Below are 17,139 nucleotides of genomic sequence, written 5' to 3'. Positions count from 1 at the left end.
AATGGAGAATCAAGTGCTAAATCCGTATTCGAGCTCTGCAACATTGGAATTCACAAAAGAGCTCTATAATGATACCGCATCGGATGACAGCAAGTGGGCAATCGATCAATTGACTAATAATATGGATGAAGCGCAGAAGTACGCAAAGGTCATAGCAGGCGACGGTTTGCCGGCAAGCATCTATGAAGGATTCCCAGATATTAATAACCGCACTTTATTCGTGGAATATGCTTCCAAAATTATTTTGGGACAATTCCCGATCGACAAATTTGACGAATTCGTTGAGAAGTGGAACAAATCGGGCGGTGAAGAAGTGACGAAAAGGGCAAGAGAATGGTATGAGAAAGTAAAGGGTTAGTTCAAACAGAGAGAGATACCTACTGAATGAGTAATTTGATGAATCTAAAATTATTAAGCAGAAGCTCTTTGTACTCAAAGACGCTTCTTTTTTTTGAAAAAGCATTTAACTTCAAACCATTAGAACAAGTAATATTATGTTTTGAAGTCTCCGGATAAAATCCAAAACGCGCCATATGTGGTTTAGCGCGTTTTGGGAGAAGTAGTATGGTGTCAGGTCGGAATGTTCATAGCGGTCTGAATGTTTTTCAGATCGATTTGAATTTGCACTGGAATATGGTAGGGATGGTATAGGCCTCTCTGCATCATGTAAATTGATATCTTTTCATGGGAATCTATGGCTTCGTCGAGCTGCTTCATTAAAATTTTCTTGATTTCGGGGGTGGTACATTCGGTTACGGCCATGGCGTAATTTCTGACACTGCTCTTGGCGTTCATCAAAAAATCCATTGCGATCACGTCATCGGTCAGCGTTTGAAGCCCTGTCATGTGTTCTAATATTGTGTTCATGTTTTTATCTCCTATTGGGTCATTTTAGACAGCACTCCACCGAGCTCGTGAAGCTGCTGCTGAGATAATTGCACATCTTGCTGCAAAATTAGCATGAGTTCCGCGTCGGTTACCAGAGTTTGCATGGTTTTTGATTTAGTTACGCAAACCGTCTTAAACGCAGCTATTTCATGAACCTCCAGCATCTCATGCAAAGCGTAATTGGAATTCATTCGGATTGTCCTCCTGGGTATCAATACATATTTAAGGCTTTAAGATGACTTTGATGCAATCATCCGTTTTCGTATCAAACAATTCATAGCCGCGCTTGGCTTCCGTGAGCGGGATGACGTGCGTAACAATATCTCCAGGGTCCACTTTACCCGACGTAACCAACTCGTACATATACGGCATGTAGTGAATGACCGGAGCTTGTCCGGAACGGATATTCACGTTGCGCTGCATGATGTCGCCGAGCGGAAATCCGTTATAGCGTCCGCCGTATACCCCAGTGACTTGGATGGTACCGCCTTTGCGGACAGCCTGAGACGCAATGATAAATGCGCTCATGGTTCCACCTTGCAGTTTCAGACCGCTGGCTAGAAATTCGAGATCGCTCATCTTGCCGTCCATTCCTACCGCATCAATCACGACATCGGCGCCGCCTTTGGTCATTTCTTTGAGATTATTACCGATATTCTGATCCTGTTCGAAGTTTACGATTTCCACCTTGTTCGTTCGCTTCGCATGCTGTAAGCGATAGTCGACATAGTCGACAGCTATGACCCGCTTTGCTCCTTTCAGCCAGCAGAATTTCTGAGCCAGAAGTCCGACCGGACCACATCCGAGCACGATGACCGTATCTCCATTTTTGACACCTGCGTTATCTACGCTCCAGAAAGCCGTCGTCATCGCATCCGCAATTAAACTTAACTTTTCATCCGGTTGTTCGCAGTTTTCGGGAATCTTGAAGTGGGTAAAATTTGCGAACGGGACTCGTAAATACTCGGCTTGCCCGCCAGGATATCCGCCAGTCGTTCCGGAGTAGCCGAAGTATGCGCCCATATCCCCGTGTTCGTTTGAATTGTCACATTGGCTTTCTAGCTGATTTTTGCAAAAAAAGCATTCTCCGCATGCGATGTTAAACGGGATGATCACACGGTCGCCTTTCTTTACTTTTGTCACACCAGGGCCAACCTCTTCTACGATTCCCATCGGTTCATGCCCGATGACATAGTTCTCCTGAAGGTTAGGGATCATCCCATGAATAAGATGAAGGTCGGAACCGCAAATAGCGGTACTGGTGATCTTTATGATCATATCGTCCGGCTTCTCAATCTTCGGATCCGGAACCTCTTTGACAACCACATTTTTAATTCCTTGATACGTTACCGCCTTCATGCTTTATGTCCTCCGATATGTTCATCTGGGGTCCGATCAAACATCCCTTTACGCGACGTATCACCCGGAAACAAATTCATCTTCCCGATCATCACCGTATTTTTCGCCGAAAGCTGGTCAAGTTGGTACTGTTCATTCAGCTCGTAAGGATGGAACCATTTTTTGCGAATCATAAGCTCCGTGATTTCTTGATGCATAGCGATCCCTTGATTCAGATGTTTGCGCAACAGCGTTCTTACATCCGGAGAAGCCGCTTCGGTCAGAGCGATGGACAGATTTCGCACACCTTCCTTGGCTCGAAGAAGGAAGTCCATTGCAAATGTCATATCTGCCATTTCAGGCATATTTAATGCGTTAATGGGGTCTAAATAATCGGTATTCATTTGCTTTACGTTCCCCTCAATGTGTTATAGGTGTCGGGCTATTCGGAATAGGCGCTTGGAAAGGTGCTCTTGCGTAAATGGCTTGCAACTCGGCGATGTGTTGTGTGGATTGAATGACGTCTTTCTGCATCAGTGCTTTTAGTTCTTGATCAAATACTAAGCCTTGCATCAGTTTTGACTTAGCGAGGCAAAGAGTTTTAAAGTTTAACGCTTCATGCAGTTCCAACGATTCGTGCGGCGCTAGCGTTTGCGTATTCATAAAAAAATTCCCACCCCCCTTTTTTATCAACGTTAGAATTCTCCTACGCATGGAATCTTATACTGTGGGAACGGGATACTCCCATGTAATCGCATATCGCATGAATATAAACAAAAGCTCAACCGCATACTTATTTTTGTTTAAATGAATGATTATTGCTCAAGGGAGGAGGAATCGCTTTGCCCAATGATGACAAAATTGATTTAGCTACTGAAAATGCAAGAAAACCGGCAGAAGGTACACTTCACTCCAGCGGCAATACACTGGAGCAGCATGCATCTACCGCGGTTTCTGAGGCGCAATCCGCTTTAAATCAAGCGATAAGCTCCATGAGTGAATATAATGCAGCAAAAAAATCACAAGCTTTGGAGACGGCTCGGCAGCAATTGACCCAAGCTGAAGAATTTTTAGATCAAGCGCAAACCTCAGCAAACGCATTACGTCTGCCGGACCAGCAATAGAACAGTCTTGGCGCTGATGGGCTTTGCAAAAATTCATCTTCTTTACGCTACAAGTAAAGTCAGGTTGATTAAGCGTTAACGTGACATTCGTAGGAGCAAACTAACGAAGATTAACCTCAGAAGGCTTCGGTTTGTGCCGAAGCTTTTTGTTTTTCCGATGTTGTGAACATTTCAAAATTTAGAGTCGGTAGCTATAAATTAAAAAAACGAAAAAAAATAATTGAAGCTGCGTTTCGGTTAGAAAAAGTTAAGCGCCAGTCATTAGAAAAATTTTTACACATATATAGGTAATATCCAGTGTGTCGGGGAGGATATCAAAAACCTATGTTACCTATTGAAAAATATTTCGGTAAGTTAGAACTCGTTTATACATTTTATGGGGCAATGCCTACAGGCGTTAGCGTATCAGAAACCGGACGTATCTTCATTTGCTTCCCGAAATGGGGAGATGACGTAAGATTTACAGTAGCGGAAATTGTCGAGGGCCAATTGCAGCCTTATCCTAATTTAGAAACGAATTTGATAAACCCTTTGAATATTACTGAGTCCTTCATCAGTGTCCAAAGTGTAATTGCTGACGGAAGAGGAACCCTGTGGGTATTGGATACGGCGGCACCAAATTTTTCTGAGCCGATTAAAGGAGGGGCAAAATTAGTAGCCGTAGATTTAAAAACAAATACAATAAGAAATGTATATTCGTTTGATGAAGATGCTGTCTTGCCAACCACGTATCTGAATGACGTCCGATTTGATTTTCGTGTTGGTACATCAGGTTACGCCTATATAACGGATTCTTCTTCAAAAGGTCCAGGCGCAATTATAGTCTTGAATTTAGAAAATGGAAGTGCGTTAAGACGGTTAAATGGAGCAAATTCAACTTCACCCGATCCGTATTTTTTACCTAAAGTGGAAGGTGAAGTTTTGATGAATCGAAACGCAGATGGTTTGACGTCTCCCTTTCGGATGGCCTCTGATGGTCTAGCGATTTCTCCTGATGGTAAAATTATATTTTTTTGTCCGCTAACCAGTCGTCAACTATACTCGATCTCGGCAGAAGCCCTAAGAGACAGAACGATACCGGATTTCAAATTAAGTTATCATGTGAAGTATTGGGGAGAAAAAGGTGCGTCCGATGGAATGATAACCGATGCAAAAGGAAACGTTTACGCTGGAGACTATGAAAACGATAGTATTCGAAAGATATGGCCGAATGGAATAATGGAGACCATCGCACATGATCCGAGAATCTTATGGCCAGATACTTTTTCTATTGGTCCAGATCAATACTTATATGTTATTGTGAACCAACTACATCGGCAGGCAAGATTTCATTATGGAAAAGACTTGCGACAAAAACCTTATAGTTTACTTCGTATTAAAATTGATGAATCACCTGCTCCTACCTTTTGATATTTACTAATAAAAGTTAATTTTACTAATGGGATACTTTAGTTGAATAAATCAGCGACTGATTAGGACTTTATTTGATCGTCCTTTGCAGTCGCTGGTAGGGCAACATTGTACCGCTTGGTGTATTCGTAGTCGGTTTCATCTATGGTAAAGGTATTGATGGTTTCATCGAGCTCTATGTTTCTTTGGATTCCAGCAGCAACGCACTTTTTTAATGACAAAACAACGATAACTGGATTATATGTCAGATGGGAGTATCAATTCGTGATTTGAGCGAAATTCTGGTGTCGGATGTGCAATTAGAAGATCATGCATTAGCTCCAGTAAGTTCTGGTGACCTCAAATACGATCGGTTAAGTTATTGATACATGAGAGAATTAACTGAACAGAGGATTGCGAATCTTGCTTAGTCTGACAGAACATCTAATGCAAATGACGATCTATCTGTTTGTGCTAAGTGCCAACAAGTGTTTTAGGTTATTATCAATAAATTGATTATCGGTACTGTTGATTCCGCGACCGGCAAAATGGCCCCAGACCGACTGGATTGGGATATAAAAAGAATTAGGTATAAGCTTTGCTTCGTATTCATTATCCTCCGCAGTGCAGAAGAGATCCGTGCTCCCCGGCATAATGTAGGCTAGAGCTTTAATACTCATAAGCGCCTTATCGAAATCTCCGTTATAGGAGGGGTTTGCACTAATATCTGCATGTTGGCCTGTCCATAACATGGCCAAGACATTATGCGGATCCATCTTCATAAAGCTATTTTCCCAGACCCCAGCCATAAAATCTTCCATGGAGTCAAATTCCAGCTTGAGATAAAGCTCCTCTCTATAAAACGCATGCGATAATCCCCAGCCCGCATATACCCGGCCAACGGCGCGCAAGTTTGCAGAAGTCAACTGGTTTAGTTTAGTTGAATCGAAGCCTACTGCAGCCAGCAGCGAAGCTTTCAAACCTTCTAGGACCACAAATGTATGGGGCCAAGGCTTGGCAATTCCCGAGAAAGGTGCAATTCGTTCCACCATCTCTGGATAACTTGCACCCCATTGAAATGCTTGAATGCCTCCCATGGACCACCCAACTACGAGAGCAATCTTTTGAATTCCGAATTTTTCGGTCACCAGCCGATGCTGTAATCTAACGTTATCATAGATAGTTACCTGCGGAAAATGAGCCCGATCGAATGGTGGAGGCGTGTTACTGGGGGACGAAGATAGTCCGTTGCCCAGCAGATTTGGAACGATAATAAAATAGTTCTGCGGATCCAGTGCCATCTCGCTGCCAATCAGCCATTCATTCTGAATATGCTGGTCACCAAAAGCAGTTGGATAGATAATGACATTATCTTTCTGTTCATTTAATTTTCCATATGTTTTATAAGCAAGAAAAGCGTTTGGCATCGTCACTCCTGATTGCAAAGTTACATCACCCAAATTAAAAATTTCATAATCCATCGTATAATCGCTCCCTTCCAATGAAACCACACGTTCTGTATGTGATTTCTTGTGCTTAGTATAGACCTATGGTACTCTCAATAAAAGTGAATGGAATTCAATGTAGTGTTCAATAATATTGAAAGTATAAGGGAGATCGTATAATGGAGTTGCGCCAACTGAAGACGTTCCGCACGGTTGCATCAACATTAAATTTCACTCGGGCTGCGGAAGTGCTGAACTACGTCCCTTCCAACGTCACGATGCAAATCAAAGCATTGGAGGATGAGCTTGGAGTTCGTCTCTTTGATCGCTTGGGCAAACAGCTCGTAATCACAACTGCGGGTAAACGCTTTTTAACTCATATCCAAGGTGTTCTTAACAAATTGGACGAAGCTCGCAGCGACGTTCATGACAATGAAATTCTAAGCGGTACCCTAACGATAAGTGCCAACGAGGTAATTTGCGCCTATCGGCTTCCAGCTGTCTTTCAACGGTTTCGTTCGCAGCATCCGGGAGTTCGTCTGATCTTCCGCTCCGTTCCTAATCAAGAGCTCAAGCAAACACTCTTTGATGGAACCGCAGATGTCGTCTATATGTTAGATGAACCTATTCGCTCAAGTGGACTTACCGTGGACCCGTTGCTGAAAGAAACTTTCCGATTGTTCGCAGCTCCAGACCACCCGCTCGCAAAACGAACTTTGTTACAGCTGGAAGATTTTCATGGGGAAGTGTTCTTAACGAATGAAAAGGGTTGTCCCTATCGTACTATGTTTGACCGGTCATTTGAGAAAGAGGGCATTGATAGCATTACATATTTAGAGTTTCAAAGTGCCGAGGCCATTAAACAATGTGCAATTTCGGGAATCGGTATTGCTTTTCTTCCTGAAATTGTAGCGGAAGCCGAAGTTGAACGCGGAGAACTTGTTGCCCTTCTATGGCAAATTCCGGACTTGCACGTGTATACACAAATGTTGTGGCATAAAGACAAGTGGCTTTCACCAATCATATTATCTTTCATAGAAGCAGCAAGGGAAGTTCTTGCTTTACAAGAGAAAAATTAAACCGTTTAATCTAATCTGTACAGGTCAGCGCATTCCTAGGGGGAAATTGCTGACCTGTTCTATATGGACTACTGAGTACTAAAGCCAGAACGACATATTTATGTTTGTATTGATTGGGGGATATATGCAGACATGATGATCTGGTTGCGTAATACAGAATTTAAAATCACTCCTATTATTTTCAGATAAAAAATAAATTAATCAAATTTGAAACGTTTCCAAAATTATTATTGAAACGTTTCCACTTTGGTGCTATTATAGATTTGCTAGAGAGTTTGGGGGTATAAAATGACAAGTATTAAAGATGTAGCTAACTTAGCCGGCGTTGCTGTAGGAACAGTATCCAGAGTCATTAACAGCTCTGGCGCTGTAAAACCCAAGACACGCAAAAAAGTAGAGGAAGCCATTCAAGAACTGAATTATTTCCCAAATGAAGTAGCACGGAATTTCAAGATGCAGAAATCTAAGATGGTAGCTCTGCTACTTCCAAGCATTTGGAATCCATTCTTTTCTGAGTTGGCTTATTACATTGAGGATGAATTGGACCGAGAGGGCTTTAAGCTTATGTTATGCAATAGCGGCGGCAAACCTGAGAAGGAGCTGTATTATCTGGATATGCTTCGGCAGAATAAAGTGGCTGGTATTGTTGGCATAACTTACAACGATATTGAGAATAATGTGAGCAACGACATTCCGATTGTAAGCATCGACAGACACTTTAACAAGAGTATTACCTGTGTGACTTCAGATAATTATGAGGGAGGACGTCTTGCTTTAAGGGAGCTTGTGAAAGCGGGAGCAAGGAAGACGGCTTTTATGGGAAGCGTCACTTCTGTTTTTAGCGAAACCATGAACCGTAGACAAGGATTCATTCACGAAGCGGAAGCTTTGGGGATTGATTATATCATCTACGAGAAGCCAGATCCCATAGTGGATGAGAATGCCTTTATTAACGAGTTCCTTAACGAGCATGGCGATGTAGATGGTATTTTTGCGATTACCGATATGCTGGCTGCCAACTATATAGATAAAGCACGCAGGAAGGGGATTCGCATTCCAGAAGATGTAAAAGTCATAGGTTATGATGGAATTCAGGATAATCCTTATTTTCATCCTATCTTATCAACGATCAGGCAGCCGGTGGAAGAGATGGCACGCATGACAATCAGACTGCTCTATAACAAAATCGATGGTATACCTTTAGATAAGCAAGTGTATCATATCCCCGTTATTTTCAAGCAAGGTGAAACTACATGATTCCATTTGGATTGGAAAACTTCAGCGATGTTGTGTAATTAAATTTCAACTGAAGTTTTTCCTCCTAAATTGGAAACGTTTCAAAAACACTTTTATTGCCTAACACTTATAAAAGATTGAAAAAAATCAGCTTAATCAGTTGATTCTTGATATAGATCTACCAACCCAGGTTTCTCTAAATCTAAGTTGGAAACGTTTCAAAAATGATTACTTATACTTGAAAGGGAGAATAATCGTGAATTCAACAACCAATAGGGGGGATCATCCTATGATCAAACCAAAACATAACATGTGGAGCAGGGTCAAACGTGACTATGAGCTTTACCTGTTTTTATTGCCAATCATTATTCTTTACCTCGTGTTTAAGTATTATCCAATGTATGGGGTGCAGATTGCTTTTAAAGATTTCTCACCAAGTCAGGGGGTCTGGGGAAGTGAGTGGGTTGGATTCCAGCACTTTATAGATTTTTTCAATTCTTATAACTTCTGGACCATTATCACGAATACGCTCTCACTCAGTTTCCTTTCGTTGTTGTTTGGTTTCCCGGCTCCAATCATAATCGCGATCATGCTGAATCAGATGCTGGGTAAGACGTACAAGAAATTTGTACAGACAGTGATTTATGCACCGCACTTTATATCTACCGTTGTGCTAATCGGCATGCTTAAAGTTTTTTTGTCTCCAAATAGCGGAATTGTGAATCACGTCATTACCTTGTTCGGAGGAGATCCAATTCTGTTTATGGCCGATGCAGGCTGGTTTCGTCCTCTGTATATACTATCAGGTATCTGGCAGGAAACAGGATTTGCCACCATTATCTACCTTGCTGCTCTTGCCGGTGTCAATCCAGAACTACATGAAGCGGCGATTATGGATGGAGCGAGTAAATGGAAGCGTGTATGGTATGTGGATATTCCAAGCATTCTGCCGACGATCGTTATTTTGCTGATTCTCGCACTTGGCAACATTATGAGTATTGGCTTTGAGAAAGCGTTCCTTATGCAGAGCGATTTGAATTATGCTACCTCCAATATTATCCCAACCTATGTATATGAAATGGGGATTCAGAAGGCTCAATACAGCTTTTCTACGGCAGTTGGTCTATTCAACTCATTAATTAATATTATTCTGATTTTCACCGTAAACCGGATTGCCAAAAAAATGACAGAAACCAGTCTCTGGTAAGGAGGAATACTTTTGAATTCATTATTGAAGCGAAAGAGCAGAGGAGACGCGTGGTTTGACATCATCAATTACTTTCTGTTGACCATCATTATGCTGCTCGTATTATATCCGTTGTACTTTGTGCTGGTTGCATCACTTAGTGATCCCAATTATATCTACTCAGGTGAGGTTTGGCTGTTTCCGAAAGGCTTCACGCTAGACGGTTATGATCGGATTTTCAGTGATTCCTCCATATGGATCGGATATGCCAATTCGATTTTATATGCAACGCTGGGAACATTAATTGGAGTAACCGTGACTGTGTTTGCGGCCTACCCGTTAGCCCGTAGAAATCTGGCGGGGAAATCAGCGATTATGTGGTTTTTGCTGGTCACAATGTTCTTTAGCGGCGGTTTAATTCCAACTTATTTGCTGATTAAGGATCTGCACTTGCTGAATACAATGTGGGCACTTGTCATACCCGGAGCAGGCGGTGTATTCAATATCATCATTGTAAGAACTTTTTTCCAGTCGTCTATCCCGGATGAGATGTGGGAAGCAGCCTCTATTGACGGATGTTCCAACACTAGATTCTTTTGGAGCATCGTCTTACCCTTGTCCAAGTCCATCCTAGCGGTAATGGTGTTGTATCATGTTGTTGGCTTCTGGAATGGGTTCTTCGATGCTTTAATTTACCTGAACGATGAGAGCAAGTATCCGCTACAACTGGTGCTTCGAAACATCCTTGTCCAGAATCAGGTCAACTCCGGCATGATGATCGATGTGGAATCCTATGCAGCCAAGATGCGCGTTACAGAACTGATCAAATACGGTGTCATTATGGTATCCAGTTTGCCGCTGCTCATATTGTATCCTTTCCTGCAGAAGTATTTTGTTAAAGGTGTAATGATCGGCTCGATCAAAGGTTGATACTTGCAGGATCTTGAAAGGGGGGATGCACAAGAGCAGATGAATACTGAGGAAAAGCAATATAAGATTTACGCTCGCGTAACGAAATAAGGGGAGGTAATGTACAAATGAAATCTTTATTCAAGGGTGCTGGAATTGTAATGCTTGCTGGAGCTTTTGCGGTAAGCGGATGCTCAGGAAATGGTAACGGGGCAAATAATCAGGCTGGAAGTAAGAATCAGGAAACGAATTTTAATCAAACCGGTCTTCCGATTGTTAACGAAGTAGTGTCATTAAGAATGGTATCCCCGAAAGCAGCATTGGCACCAGAGTTCACGGAAATGGAAATTTTCAATCGTCTGGAAAAGGATACCAATGTGAAAGTTAATTGGGAGAACATTCCTGACACCGATTATACAGAAAAGAAAAATCTGCTGCTCGCAAGTGGTGATTTGCCGGATGCCTTTTATGCAGCAGGATTCACTGATTACGAGTTAATCAATTACGGTAAAGATGGGACCATCATTCCGCTGGAGGATTTAATTGATCAGTACGCTCCTAATTTGAAAGCGCTTCTCGATCGCCGGCCTGATATCAAATCATCGATCACGGCACCGGATGGGCACATTTACGGGTTGCCTTCATGGGAAGAGAATAACCTTGGAACAAATCCCTTTTTTCACGTTATAAATAAAGCCTGGTTAGATAAGCTCGGCTTGAAGGTACCACAAACGCTGGAGGAATACACGGAAGCTCTGTTGGCTTTTAAAACGCAGGATCCGAACGGTAATGGGAAGCAGGATGAAATTCCGTTAAGTTTCATGCATATGCAGTGGTGTATGGATATTGCCGGACTATTCGGAGCATTTGGACTTCCGGATAATCTGGAACACAGGGTCGTCCGCGACGGGAAGGTTATTTTCACCGCGACACAGCCTGAATATAAGGAAGCTCTGAATTATTTCCACGAAAAATGGTATAAGCAGGGTTTGATTGATCCAGAATCCTTCACTCAGGACGCAGCTCAGTATCTGGCCAAAGGTAAAACAACCGATGAAACGCTCGGATCCTATGTCTGGTGGGAAGTCGAAGAGGTTGTCGGAACCGAACGCGCCAAGGATTATGTTCTGTTGTCTCCGCTGAAAGGACCGGATGGGGATCAAACAATTGGACGCGCCAATGGCGGTGGCCCCGGTCGCGGATCTTTTGTAATTACTAAAGGGAACAGCAATCCGGAAATCACGATGCGCTGGATCGACCAGCAGTTTGAACCCTACATGGCTGCTCAAATCCACTGGGGTCCGCTGGATATCGTGTACAAGAAGGACCAAAACGGGAAATTAGTCAATCTGCCGCTTCCTGAGGGAACATCTGCAGGTGAATTCCGTCAAAAGGTTGCTCCGGGTTCGGGCGCACCTGGCGTCATTGCTTTTGAAGACTTCGGAAAAGTTGTAGATATGGAACCTCGTGCCCAGCAGCGAGCTGAAGATCTGGAGCAATACTACAATCCATATATGGAAAAGGAAAACTATCCGGGTATCTTCTTCGAGCCGGAGGAACTGGATAAAATCAATAAAATTGAGCCTGAACTTATTAAGTACGTAAATACTCAAAGAGGAAGATTCATTGTGGATGGTGGCGCAGATAAGGAATGGGACAACTATCTGAAGACACTGGACAAGATGGGCCTAGAAGAATTAATGGAAATCTATCAAACAGCTCTGGATCGTTATCATGCAAATCTGAAAAAATAAATAAATAGATGATAGGTGGGGAGAAACTGTGCTTGATGTTATCGCCATAGGAGAAGTATTGATAGACTTTACTCCGGCAGGTCGTTCAGCCGGAGGGAACGAGCAGTTTGAATGCAATCCGGGAGGGGCTCCGGCTAATGTGGTTGCTGCACTATCCCGATTAGGTTCCAGAACAGCATTAATCAGCAAGGTCGGGGAGGATCAATTCGGGTCCTTGCTGCATCGAACACTGCAAAGCAGCGGTGTCGATGTATCTGAAGTATCCTTCACAAATGAAGTGAGCACAACGCTGGCCTTTGTCCATCTGGATGACAAAGGAGACAGATCGTTCAGCTTCATCCGTAAGCCGGGAGCAGATACATTCTTGGACCCTACGGATGTCCCGCTGGACCGGATTGAAAGCTGCAAAGCTTTACATTATGGCTCATTATCCATGACACATGAACCGGCACGTAGCGCAACCAGAACGGCAGTTCTCAAAGCCAAGGAATCAGGAGTGTTGCTCTCTTTCGATCCGAATATCCGGTTTTCGTTATGGGAGAGCACGGAGGAAGCTAGACAAAATATTTATTGGGGCATGAATTATGCCGATATTTTGAAAATATCGGAAGAAGAGCTTTCTTTTATCACAGGTACTAACGATGTTGAAAAAGGTTCAATGGAATTGGCGCAGCAATTTGATATTAAACTTGTTGTTGTCACGCTAGCGGAAAAAGGCTGCTATTACCGTATGGGTGGCCTGGATGGATATGTACAGGGTTTTGAGGTCAATGTTATCGACACGACAGGAGCAGGCGATGCTTTTCTTGGCTGCTTGTTGTATAAAATCCTGGAAAACGAAAGTTCTTTGCATGATCTAACCGACCAGCAAATGATTAGCATGCTGACCTTTGCCAATGCTGGAGGAGCGTTAGTTACAACACGAAAAGGGGCTCTTGGATCTATGCCGACGACAGAAGAGATTAACCAGAAGATAGAGTCCGATCATCAGAATAATGCCGAGCGTTTCAGACCAGGCTTTCATTTCTCGCCTCCCTCCAACTGGGCGAATGATCCGAATGGATTAGTTTATTATGAGGGAAGGTATCATCTCTTTTACCAAAATCATCCTTACAGTAACAAATGGGGGCCGATGCACTGGGGTCATGCTGTAAGTAAGGACCTGGTTCACTGGGAGCACGCACCTATTGCGTTATTTCCGGATGAGCATGGGGCTATTTTTTCCGGATGCTGTGTAGTGGACTGGAAGAATAGTAGCGGATTATTCGAAGATTCCCATGGACTTGTTGCGATCTTTACCCATGCGGATATCAATCCGGTGACGAGTCAGCCTCGCCAGCGGCAAAGCTTGGCTTACAGTCGCGATAACGGCCAAACCTGGCACAAGTATAAAGGGAATCCAGTCCTAGCAGAGGATGATCTGATAGATTTCCGGGATCCGAAGGTATTCTGGCATCCGCAAAGTGAGCGGTGGGTTATGGTTATTGTGGCAGGAGACCATGCCAGGTTCTATGGATCCACAAATTTGCTTGAATGGTCGCTGACCGGCGAATTCGGCAGTAGTGACGGCTCGCATGACGGCGTTTGGGAATGCCCTGATCTGTTTTCATTGCCAGTTGATGAGACGGGACTATCTAAATGGGTGCTTATCATAAGTATCGGCGATCATCCTGATTGTCCGGAAGGATCGCGTACACAATATTTTATTGGAGAATTCGATGGAAATACGTTTGTAAATGACAATCCGGCTGAGAATATCTTATGGCTGGATCATGGCAGAGACAATTATGCGGGAGTTACTTGGTCGGATATTCCTGAGCAAGATGGACGGCGCGTAATGATTGGGTGGATGAGTAATTGGAAGTATGCCAACGAGACGCCTACAGGTTCCTGGAGAGGTGCAATGACCCTGCCCCGCACCTTGTCGCTAACCAGCATGGATGAAGGGGTAGTTCTAACCCAAATGCCTGTCCGGGAAGTAGCGCAGCTGCGCAAGGATTCCATGAGTTGGCAGGCAGTCACAGTTGCGCGGGATGTTCCGTTTTTGCAGCAGACAAATATGGATTTGCTAGAGATTGAGGCTGAGATCGATGTCCGGTCGGGGAGCGAGGTACAAGTTCATCTGAAATCTTCTACTCAGAGCGAAATCATAATCGGATACGACCCAACTGAGCAGTGGCTGTTCATCGACCGTTCAAAATCAGGCGTAACTGATTTCCACTCTCAATTTGGATGTAAGCACGGTGCCGGTATTGCTGCTGCGAATGGAAGACTCAAGCTTCATATCTGGCTGGACCGCAATTCGGTGGAAGTGTACGCGGATCAAGGGCTGGTTGTGCTGACAGATCAGATATTTCCTGACGCTCCAATTGAGAAGGTTGAGATCAGTACGAATTCAGGTCAGATTATACTAAATTCACTTCAGATTCATACTCTTGGCTCCATTCATAATTCGGGAGACACAATAGCACAGACTGTAGGGAGGAATGAGGCATGAATCGTAAAGCGGACGACATGGGGTTGATGATGCATTGGGCTTTTGATGAAGGAAACGGAGCAAGTGCTCTAGAGAGCGTATCCCAAGTCCGAAATGAAATTCAATATGTTTTTAATCAAGCCAAATTTACCGAACCGCGCAATCCGCAGTGGACACAGGGAGTGATGGGAAGCAGTCTCCTCTTCGATGGTTACTCAACATACATTGCTCATCCCATGCAGAGAGAGGTGGAAAATCCAGTGCCGGTATCGCTTCCGGCACTAAGTATCGGAGTATGGGTGGCGCCACGCTTCTATGATTGGGGTCATGAAGGCAAACTGACTGCCATTGTGAACCGCCATGATATGGAGCACAAACAGGGATATCTGCTGGGTATGTTCCGGCATGGCGCCTGGTCCTTTCAGGTTGGGCTGGAAGGAGGGGAATGGAAGGAAATTTGGTCGCCGGACGGCTATGAACTGCCCAAGAATCAATGGTCTTATGTGAACGCTGTGTTTGATGGTAACGGGGGTGAACTCAAGCTGTATTTGAACGGTAATGAAATCGCTTCGACGGGCTTACCTTTCGGTTCACGGTTGGCAGAGGCGGTCGGGTCGGAACTGCTCATCGGCAAGAATAATCATAGCAGCATGCTGGCAGGCGTGTTCAGCCTTCAGATGTTCAGCGGAATTATGGATGAGCTCAAGATTTATAACACAGTCCTTAGCAAGGAAGAAGTGGCGGCTTCATATCAGCTTGTGCTGGACTCCGCACACGGGGGCGTCAAGCCGCATGTGGATTATGACACGATCAAGCTGGACCGGTCACCTCTGTTGCTGGATCGGCACAGACCGCAATATCATGTCAGTCCACCTGCTCATTGGATGAACGAACCTCATGCGCCGATCTTTTTTGACGGGCAATATCATTTGTTCTATCAGCATAATCCATTGGGACCGTTCTTTTATCATATCCATTGGGGACATTGGGTAAGTGAGGATATGGTGCATTGGCGTGATCTTCCCGTGGCCTTGGCCCCTGAAAAAGATCACTTAGCACCCGACGGAATTTGGTCGGGAAGCGCGACTTATGATGCAGACGGCTTGCCTGTCTTGTTCTTTACAGCGGGCAATGACAGTGCTTCACCGAATCAGAGTGTGGCGCTTGCCCGGAGCACTTACCCGCAGGATGGGGACTCAAATTTGGTTAATTGGATCAAGCATCCAGAGCCGCTCATCGTACAGAAGAAAGGGATGGGAGCCTTTGGAGATTTTCGCGACCCGTTCGTGTGGAAGGAAGCCGATGGCTGGTATGCCTTAGTCGGTTCGGGGATTGAAGGAGAAGGCGGAGCAGCACTGGCATTTGCCTCGCAGGATATGCTGAATTGGACTTACAAAGGGCCATTCTTTCAAGCGGATATTCAGAAGTTCCCCTATCTTGGGCCTATCTGGGAGCTGCCCGTACTTCTTCCATTGGGCATCGGCATGCATGGGGATAACAAGTATCTTCTGCTTGTAAGCCCTGTGGGAAAAGGTGCCGATGTCGAGGTATTCTATTGGATCGGTGAGCTAGACAAGGACAATCTATCATTTATACCGGATCAAGAAGAGCCTCAATTGATAGATGTCGGTGATTTCCATTTTACCGGCCCGAGCGGTATGGTTGATCCGAAGACAGGCCGAAATATCGTCTTCACGATCGCGCAGGGTGACCGTACGTCCGAACTGGAATACCATTCGGGTTGGGCCCATAACGGCGGCTTGCCGCTAAGCGTGTATTTGCGGGATGACGGGCGGTTGGGAATTGAGCCGATTCAGGAACTACAGTCGCTGCGTGGTACTAAACTGTTATCAATTCGTGACAAATCTTTGGCTGAGGCAAATCTATCGCTAAGGAATGTTCGAGGTGACATGCTTGAGATTCAAGTGGAACTGGAACCTTGTAATTCTACACAACTTGGAATCAAAGTTCGGTGTACGTCGGATGGAGAAGAAGAAATGCTGCTGTATTATGACTTTAATGAAGCTAAGCTCTTGGTAGACCGAACAAAAACGACATTGGATCCACGTGAAACGTGTAGAGGAGTTCAAGGTGGCAAGCTGGAACTTCAAGGGGAGAATCTGAAGCTACACATCTATTTGGATCGTTCCATGGTCGAAGCCTATGCGAACGGTTTGAAAAGCCTGACGACCCGAGTATATCCGAGCCGAATGGATGCTCTTGGTTTAGAGATATGGGGAGATGGCGAACCACTGATTAAATCTATTGAAATATGGAATATGCAGTCCATTTGGTAACAGAAGCGCTTTGCGCTT

General features: G+C 44.2%; 15 protein-coding genes and 1 pseudogene. 10 read left to right on the top strand and 6 right to left on the bottom strand.

Going from position 1 to position 17,139, the window contains the following annotated elements; translation table 11 throughout:
• A pseudogene (locus FJQ58_RS32140) lies at nucleotides 1–358 on the top strand (ABC transporter substrate-binding protein); the annotation flags it as partial.
• A 212-nt stretch (nucleotides 359–570) separates the two neighbouring features.
• Here the strand turns inward: FJQ58_RS32140 and FJQ58_RS32135 are convergent.
• The 5 genes from FJQ58_RS32135 to FJQ58_RS32115 are packed head-to-tail and all read right to left on the bottom strand — an operon-like array spanning nucleotide 571 to nucleotide 2,889.
• Nucleotides 571–867, bottom strand: coding sequence for a spore coat protein (locus FJQ58_RS32135; RefSeq protein ID WP_139999951.1), 297 nt, complete (start codon nucleotides 865–867; stop codon nucleotides 571–573).
• Nucleotides 868–878: 11 nt separating this feature from the next.
• A complete protein-coding gene (locus FJQ58_RS32130) occupies nucleotides 879–1,079 on the bottom strand; it encodes a hypothetical protein (RefSeq protein ID WP_139999949.1) in 201 nt (66 codons plus the stop codon).
• 31 nt (nucleotides 1,080–1,110) lie between these two features.
• Complete coding sequence (locus FJQ58_RS32125) at nucleotides 1,111–2,247, bottom strand: zinc-dependent alcohol dehydrogenase (protein ID WP_139999947.1); 1,137 nt, start codon at nucleotides 2,245–2,247, stop codon at nucleotides 1,111–1,113.
• Nucleotides 2,244–2,630 carry a spore coat protein gene (locus FJQ58_RS32120; RefSeq protein WP_139999945.1) on the bottom strand — a complete coding sequence of 129 codons (387 nt, stop codon included), beginning with the start codon at nucleotides 2,628–2,630 and terminating at the stop codon, nucleotides 2,244–2,246. The genes FJQ58_RS32125 and FJQ58_RS32120 overlap by 4 nt, the downstream gene beginning before the upstream one ends.
• Before the next feature lie 16 nt (nucleotides 2,631–2,646).
• Nucleotides 2,647–2,889, bottom strand: coding sequence for a spore gernimation protein GerQ (locus FJQ58_RS32115; protein ID WP_139999943.1), 243 nt, complete (start codon nucleotides 2,887–2,889; stop codon nucleotides 2,647–2,649).
• Nucleotides 2,890–3,068: 179 nt separating this feature from the next.
• On the opposite strand from FJQ58_RS32115, the gene FJQ58_RS32110 reads away from it, so the two are divergent.
• Nucleotides 3,069–3,350, top strand: a complete 282-nt coding sequence (locus tag FJQ58_RS32110; protein ID WP_139999941.1) for a hypothetical protein — start codon at nucleotides 3,069–3,071, stop codon at nucleotides 3,348–3,350.
• Nucleotides 3,351–3,674: 324 nt separating this feature from the next.
• Nucleotides 3,675–4,760: an L-dopachrome tautomerase-related protein gene (locus FJQ58_RS32105; RefSeq protein ID WP_139999939.1), complete on the top strand. Its 1,086-nt coding sequence runs from the start codon at nucleotides 3,675–3,677 to the stop codon at nucleotides 4,758–4,760.
• Nucleotides 4,761–5,200: 440 nt separating this feature from the next.
• Here the strand turns inward: FJQ58_RS32105 and FJQ58_RS32100 are convergent, their stop codons facing one another.
• The gene (locus FJQ58_RS32100) at nucleotides 5,201–6,220 is read right to left on the bottom strand and encodes an alpha/beta fold hydrolase (RefSeq protein WP_139999937.1); all 1,020 of its coding nucleotides are present in this window, start codon (nucleotides 6,218–6,220) and stop codon (nucleotides 5,201–5,203) included.
• A 143-nt stretch (nucleotides 6,221–6,363) separates the two neighbouring features.
• On the opposite strand from FJQ58_RS32100, the gene FJQ58_RS32095 reads away from it, so the two are divergent.
• The 7 genes from FJQ58_RS32095 to FJQ58_RS32065 all read left to right on the top strand — a co-directional run bounded on the left by FJQ58_RS32095 (nucleotide 6,364) and on the right by FJQ58_RS32065 (nucleotide 17,121).
• Nucleotides 6,364–7,263 (top strand): LysR family transcriptional regulator, encoded by a 900-nt coding sequence (locus FJQ58_RS32095; RefSeq protein WP_139999935.1) that lies wholly within the window; start codon nucleotides 6,364–6,366, stop codon nucleotides 7,261–7,263.
• A gap of 288 nt (nucleotides 7,264–7,551) precedes the next feature.
• Entirely contained in the window at nucleotides 7,552–8,520 is a 969-nt protein-coding gene (locus tag FJQ58_RS32090) for a LacI family DNA-binding transcriptional regulator (protein WP_139999933.1), read from the top strand.
• A gap of 268 nt (nucleotides 8,521–8,788) precedes the next feature.
• The gene (locus tag FJQ58_RS32085) at nucleotides 8,789–9,706 is read left to right on the top strand and encodes an ABC transporter permease (RefSeq protein ID WP_202915357.1); all 918 of its coding nucleotides are present in this window, start codon (nucleotides 8,789–8,791) and stop codon (nucleotides 9,704–9,706) included.
• A 12-nt stretch (nucleotides 9,707–9,718) separates the two neighbouring features.
• Nucleotides 9,719–10,615: a carbohydrate ABC transporter permease gene (locus FJQ58_RS32080; protein WP_139999931.1), complete on the top strand. Its 897-nt coding sequence runs from the start codon at nucleotides 9,719–9,721 to the stop codon at nucleotides 10,613–10,615.
• A 107-nt stretch (nucleotides 10,616–10,722) separates the two neighbouring features.
• Complete coding sequence (locus FJQ58_RS32075; RefSeq protein ID WP_139999929.1) at nucleotides 10,723–12,348, top strand: ABC transporter substrate-binding protein; 1,626 nt, start codon at nucleotides 10,723–10,725, stop codon at nucleotides 12,346–12,348.
• 28 nt (nucleotides 12,349–12,376) lie between these two features.
• On the top strand, nucleotides 12,377–14,845 hold the full coding sequence (locus FJQ58_RS32070; RefSeq protein ID WP_139999927.1) for a PfkB family carbohydrate kinase: 2,469 nt from the start codon (nucleotides 12,377–12,379) through the stop codon (nucleotides 14,843–14,845).
• Entirely contained in the window at nucleotides 14,842–17,121 is a 2,280-nt protein-coding gene (locus tag FJQ58_RS32065; protein WP_139999925.1) for a GH32 C-terminal domain-containing protein, read from the top strand. Before FJQ58_RS32070 ends, FJQ58_RS32065 begins: the two co-directional genes overlap by 4 nt.
• The last annotated feature ends 18 nt before the right edge of the window (nucleotides 17,122–17,139 follow it).

The sequence above is a fragment of the Paenibacillus paridis genome, assembly GCF_006345825.1.
GTDB lineage: Bacteria > Bacillota > Bacilli > Paenibacillales > Paenibacillaceae > Pristimantibacillus > Pristimantibacillus paridis.
This window is presented reverse-complemented; position numbering and strand designations above follow the sequence as displayed.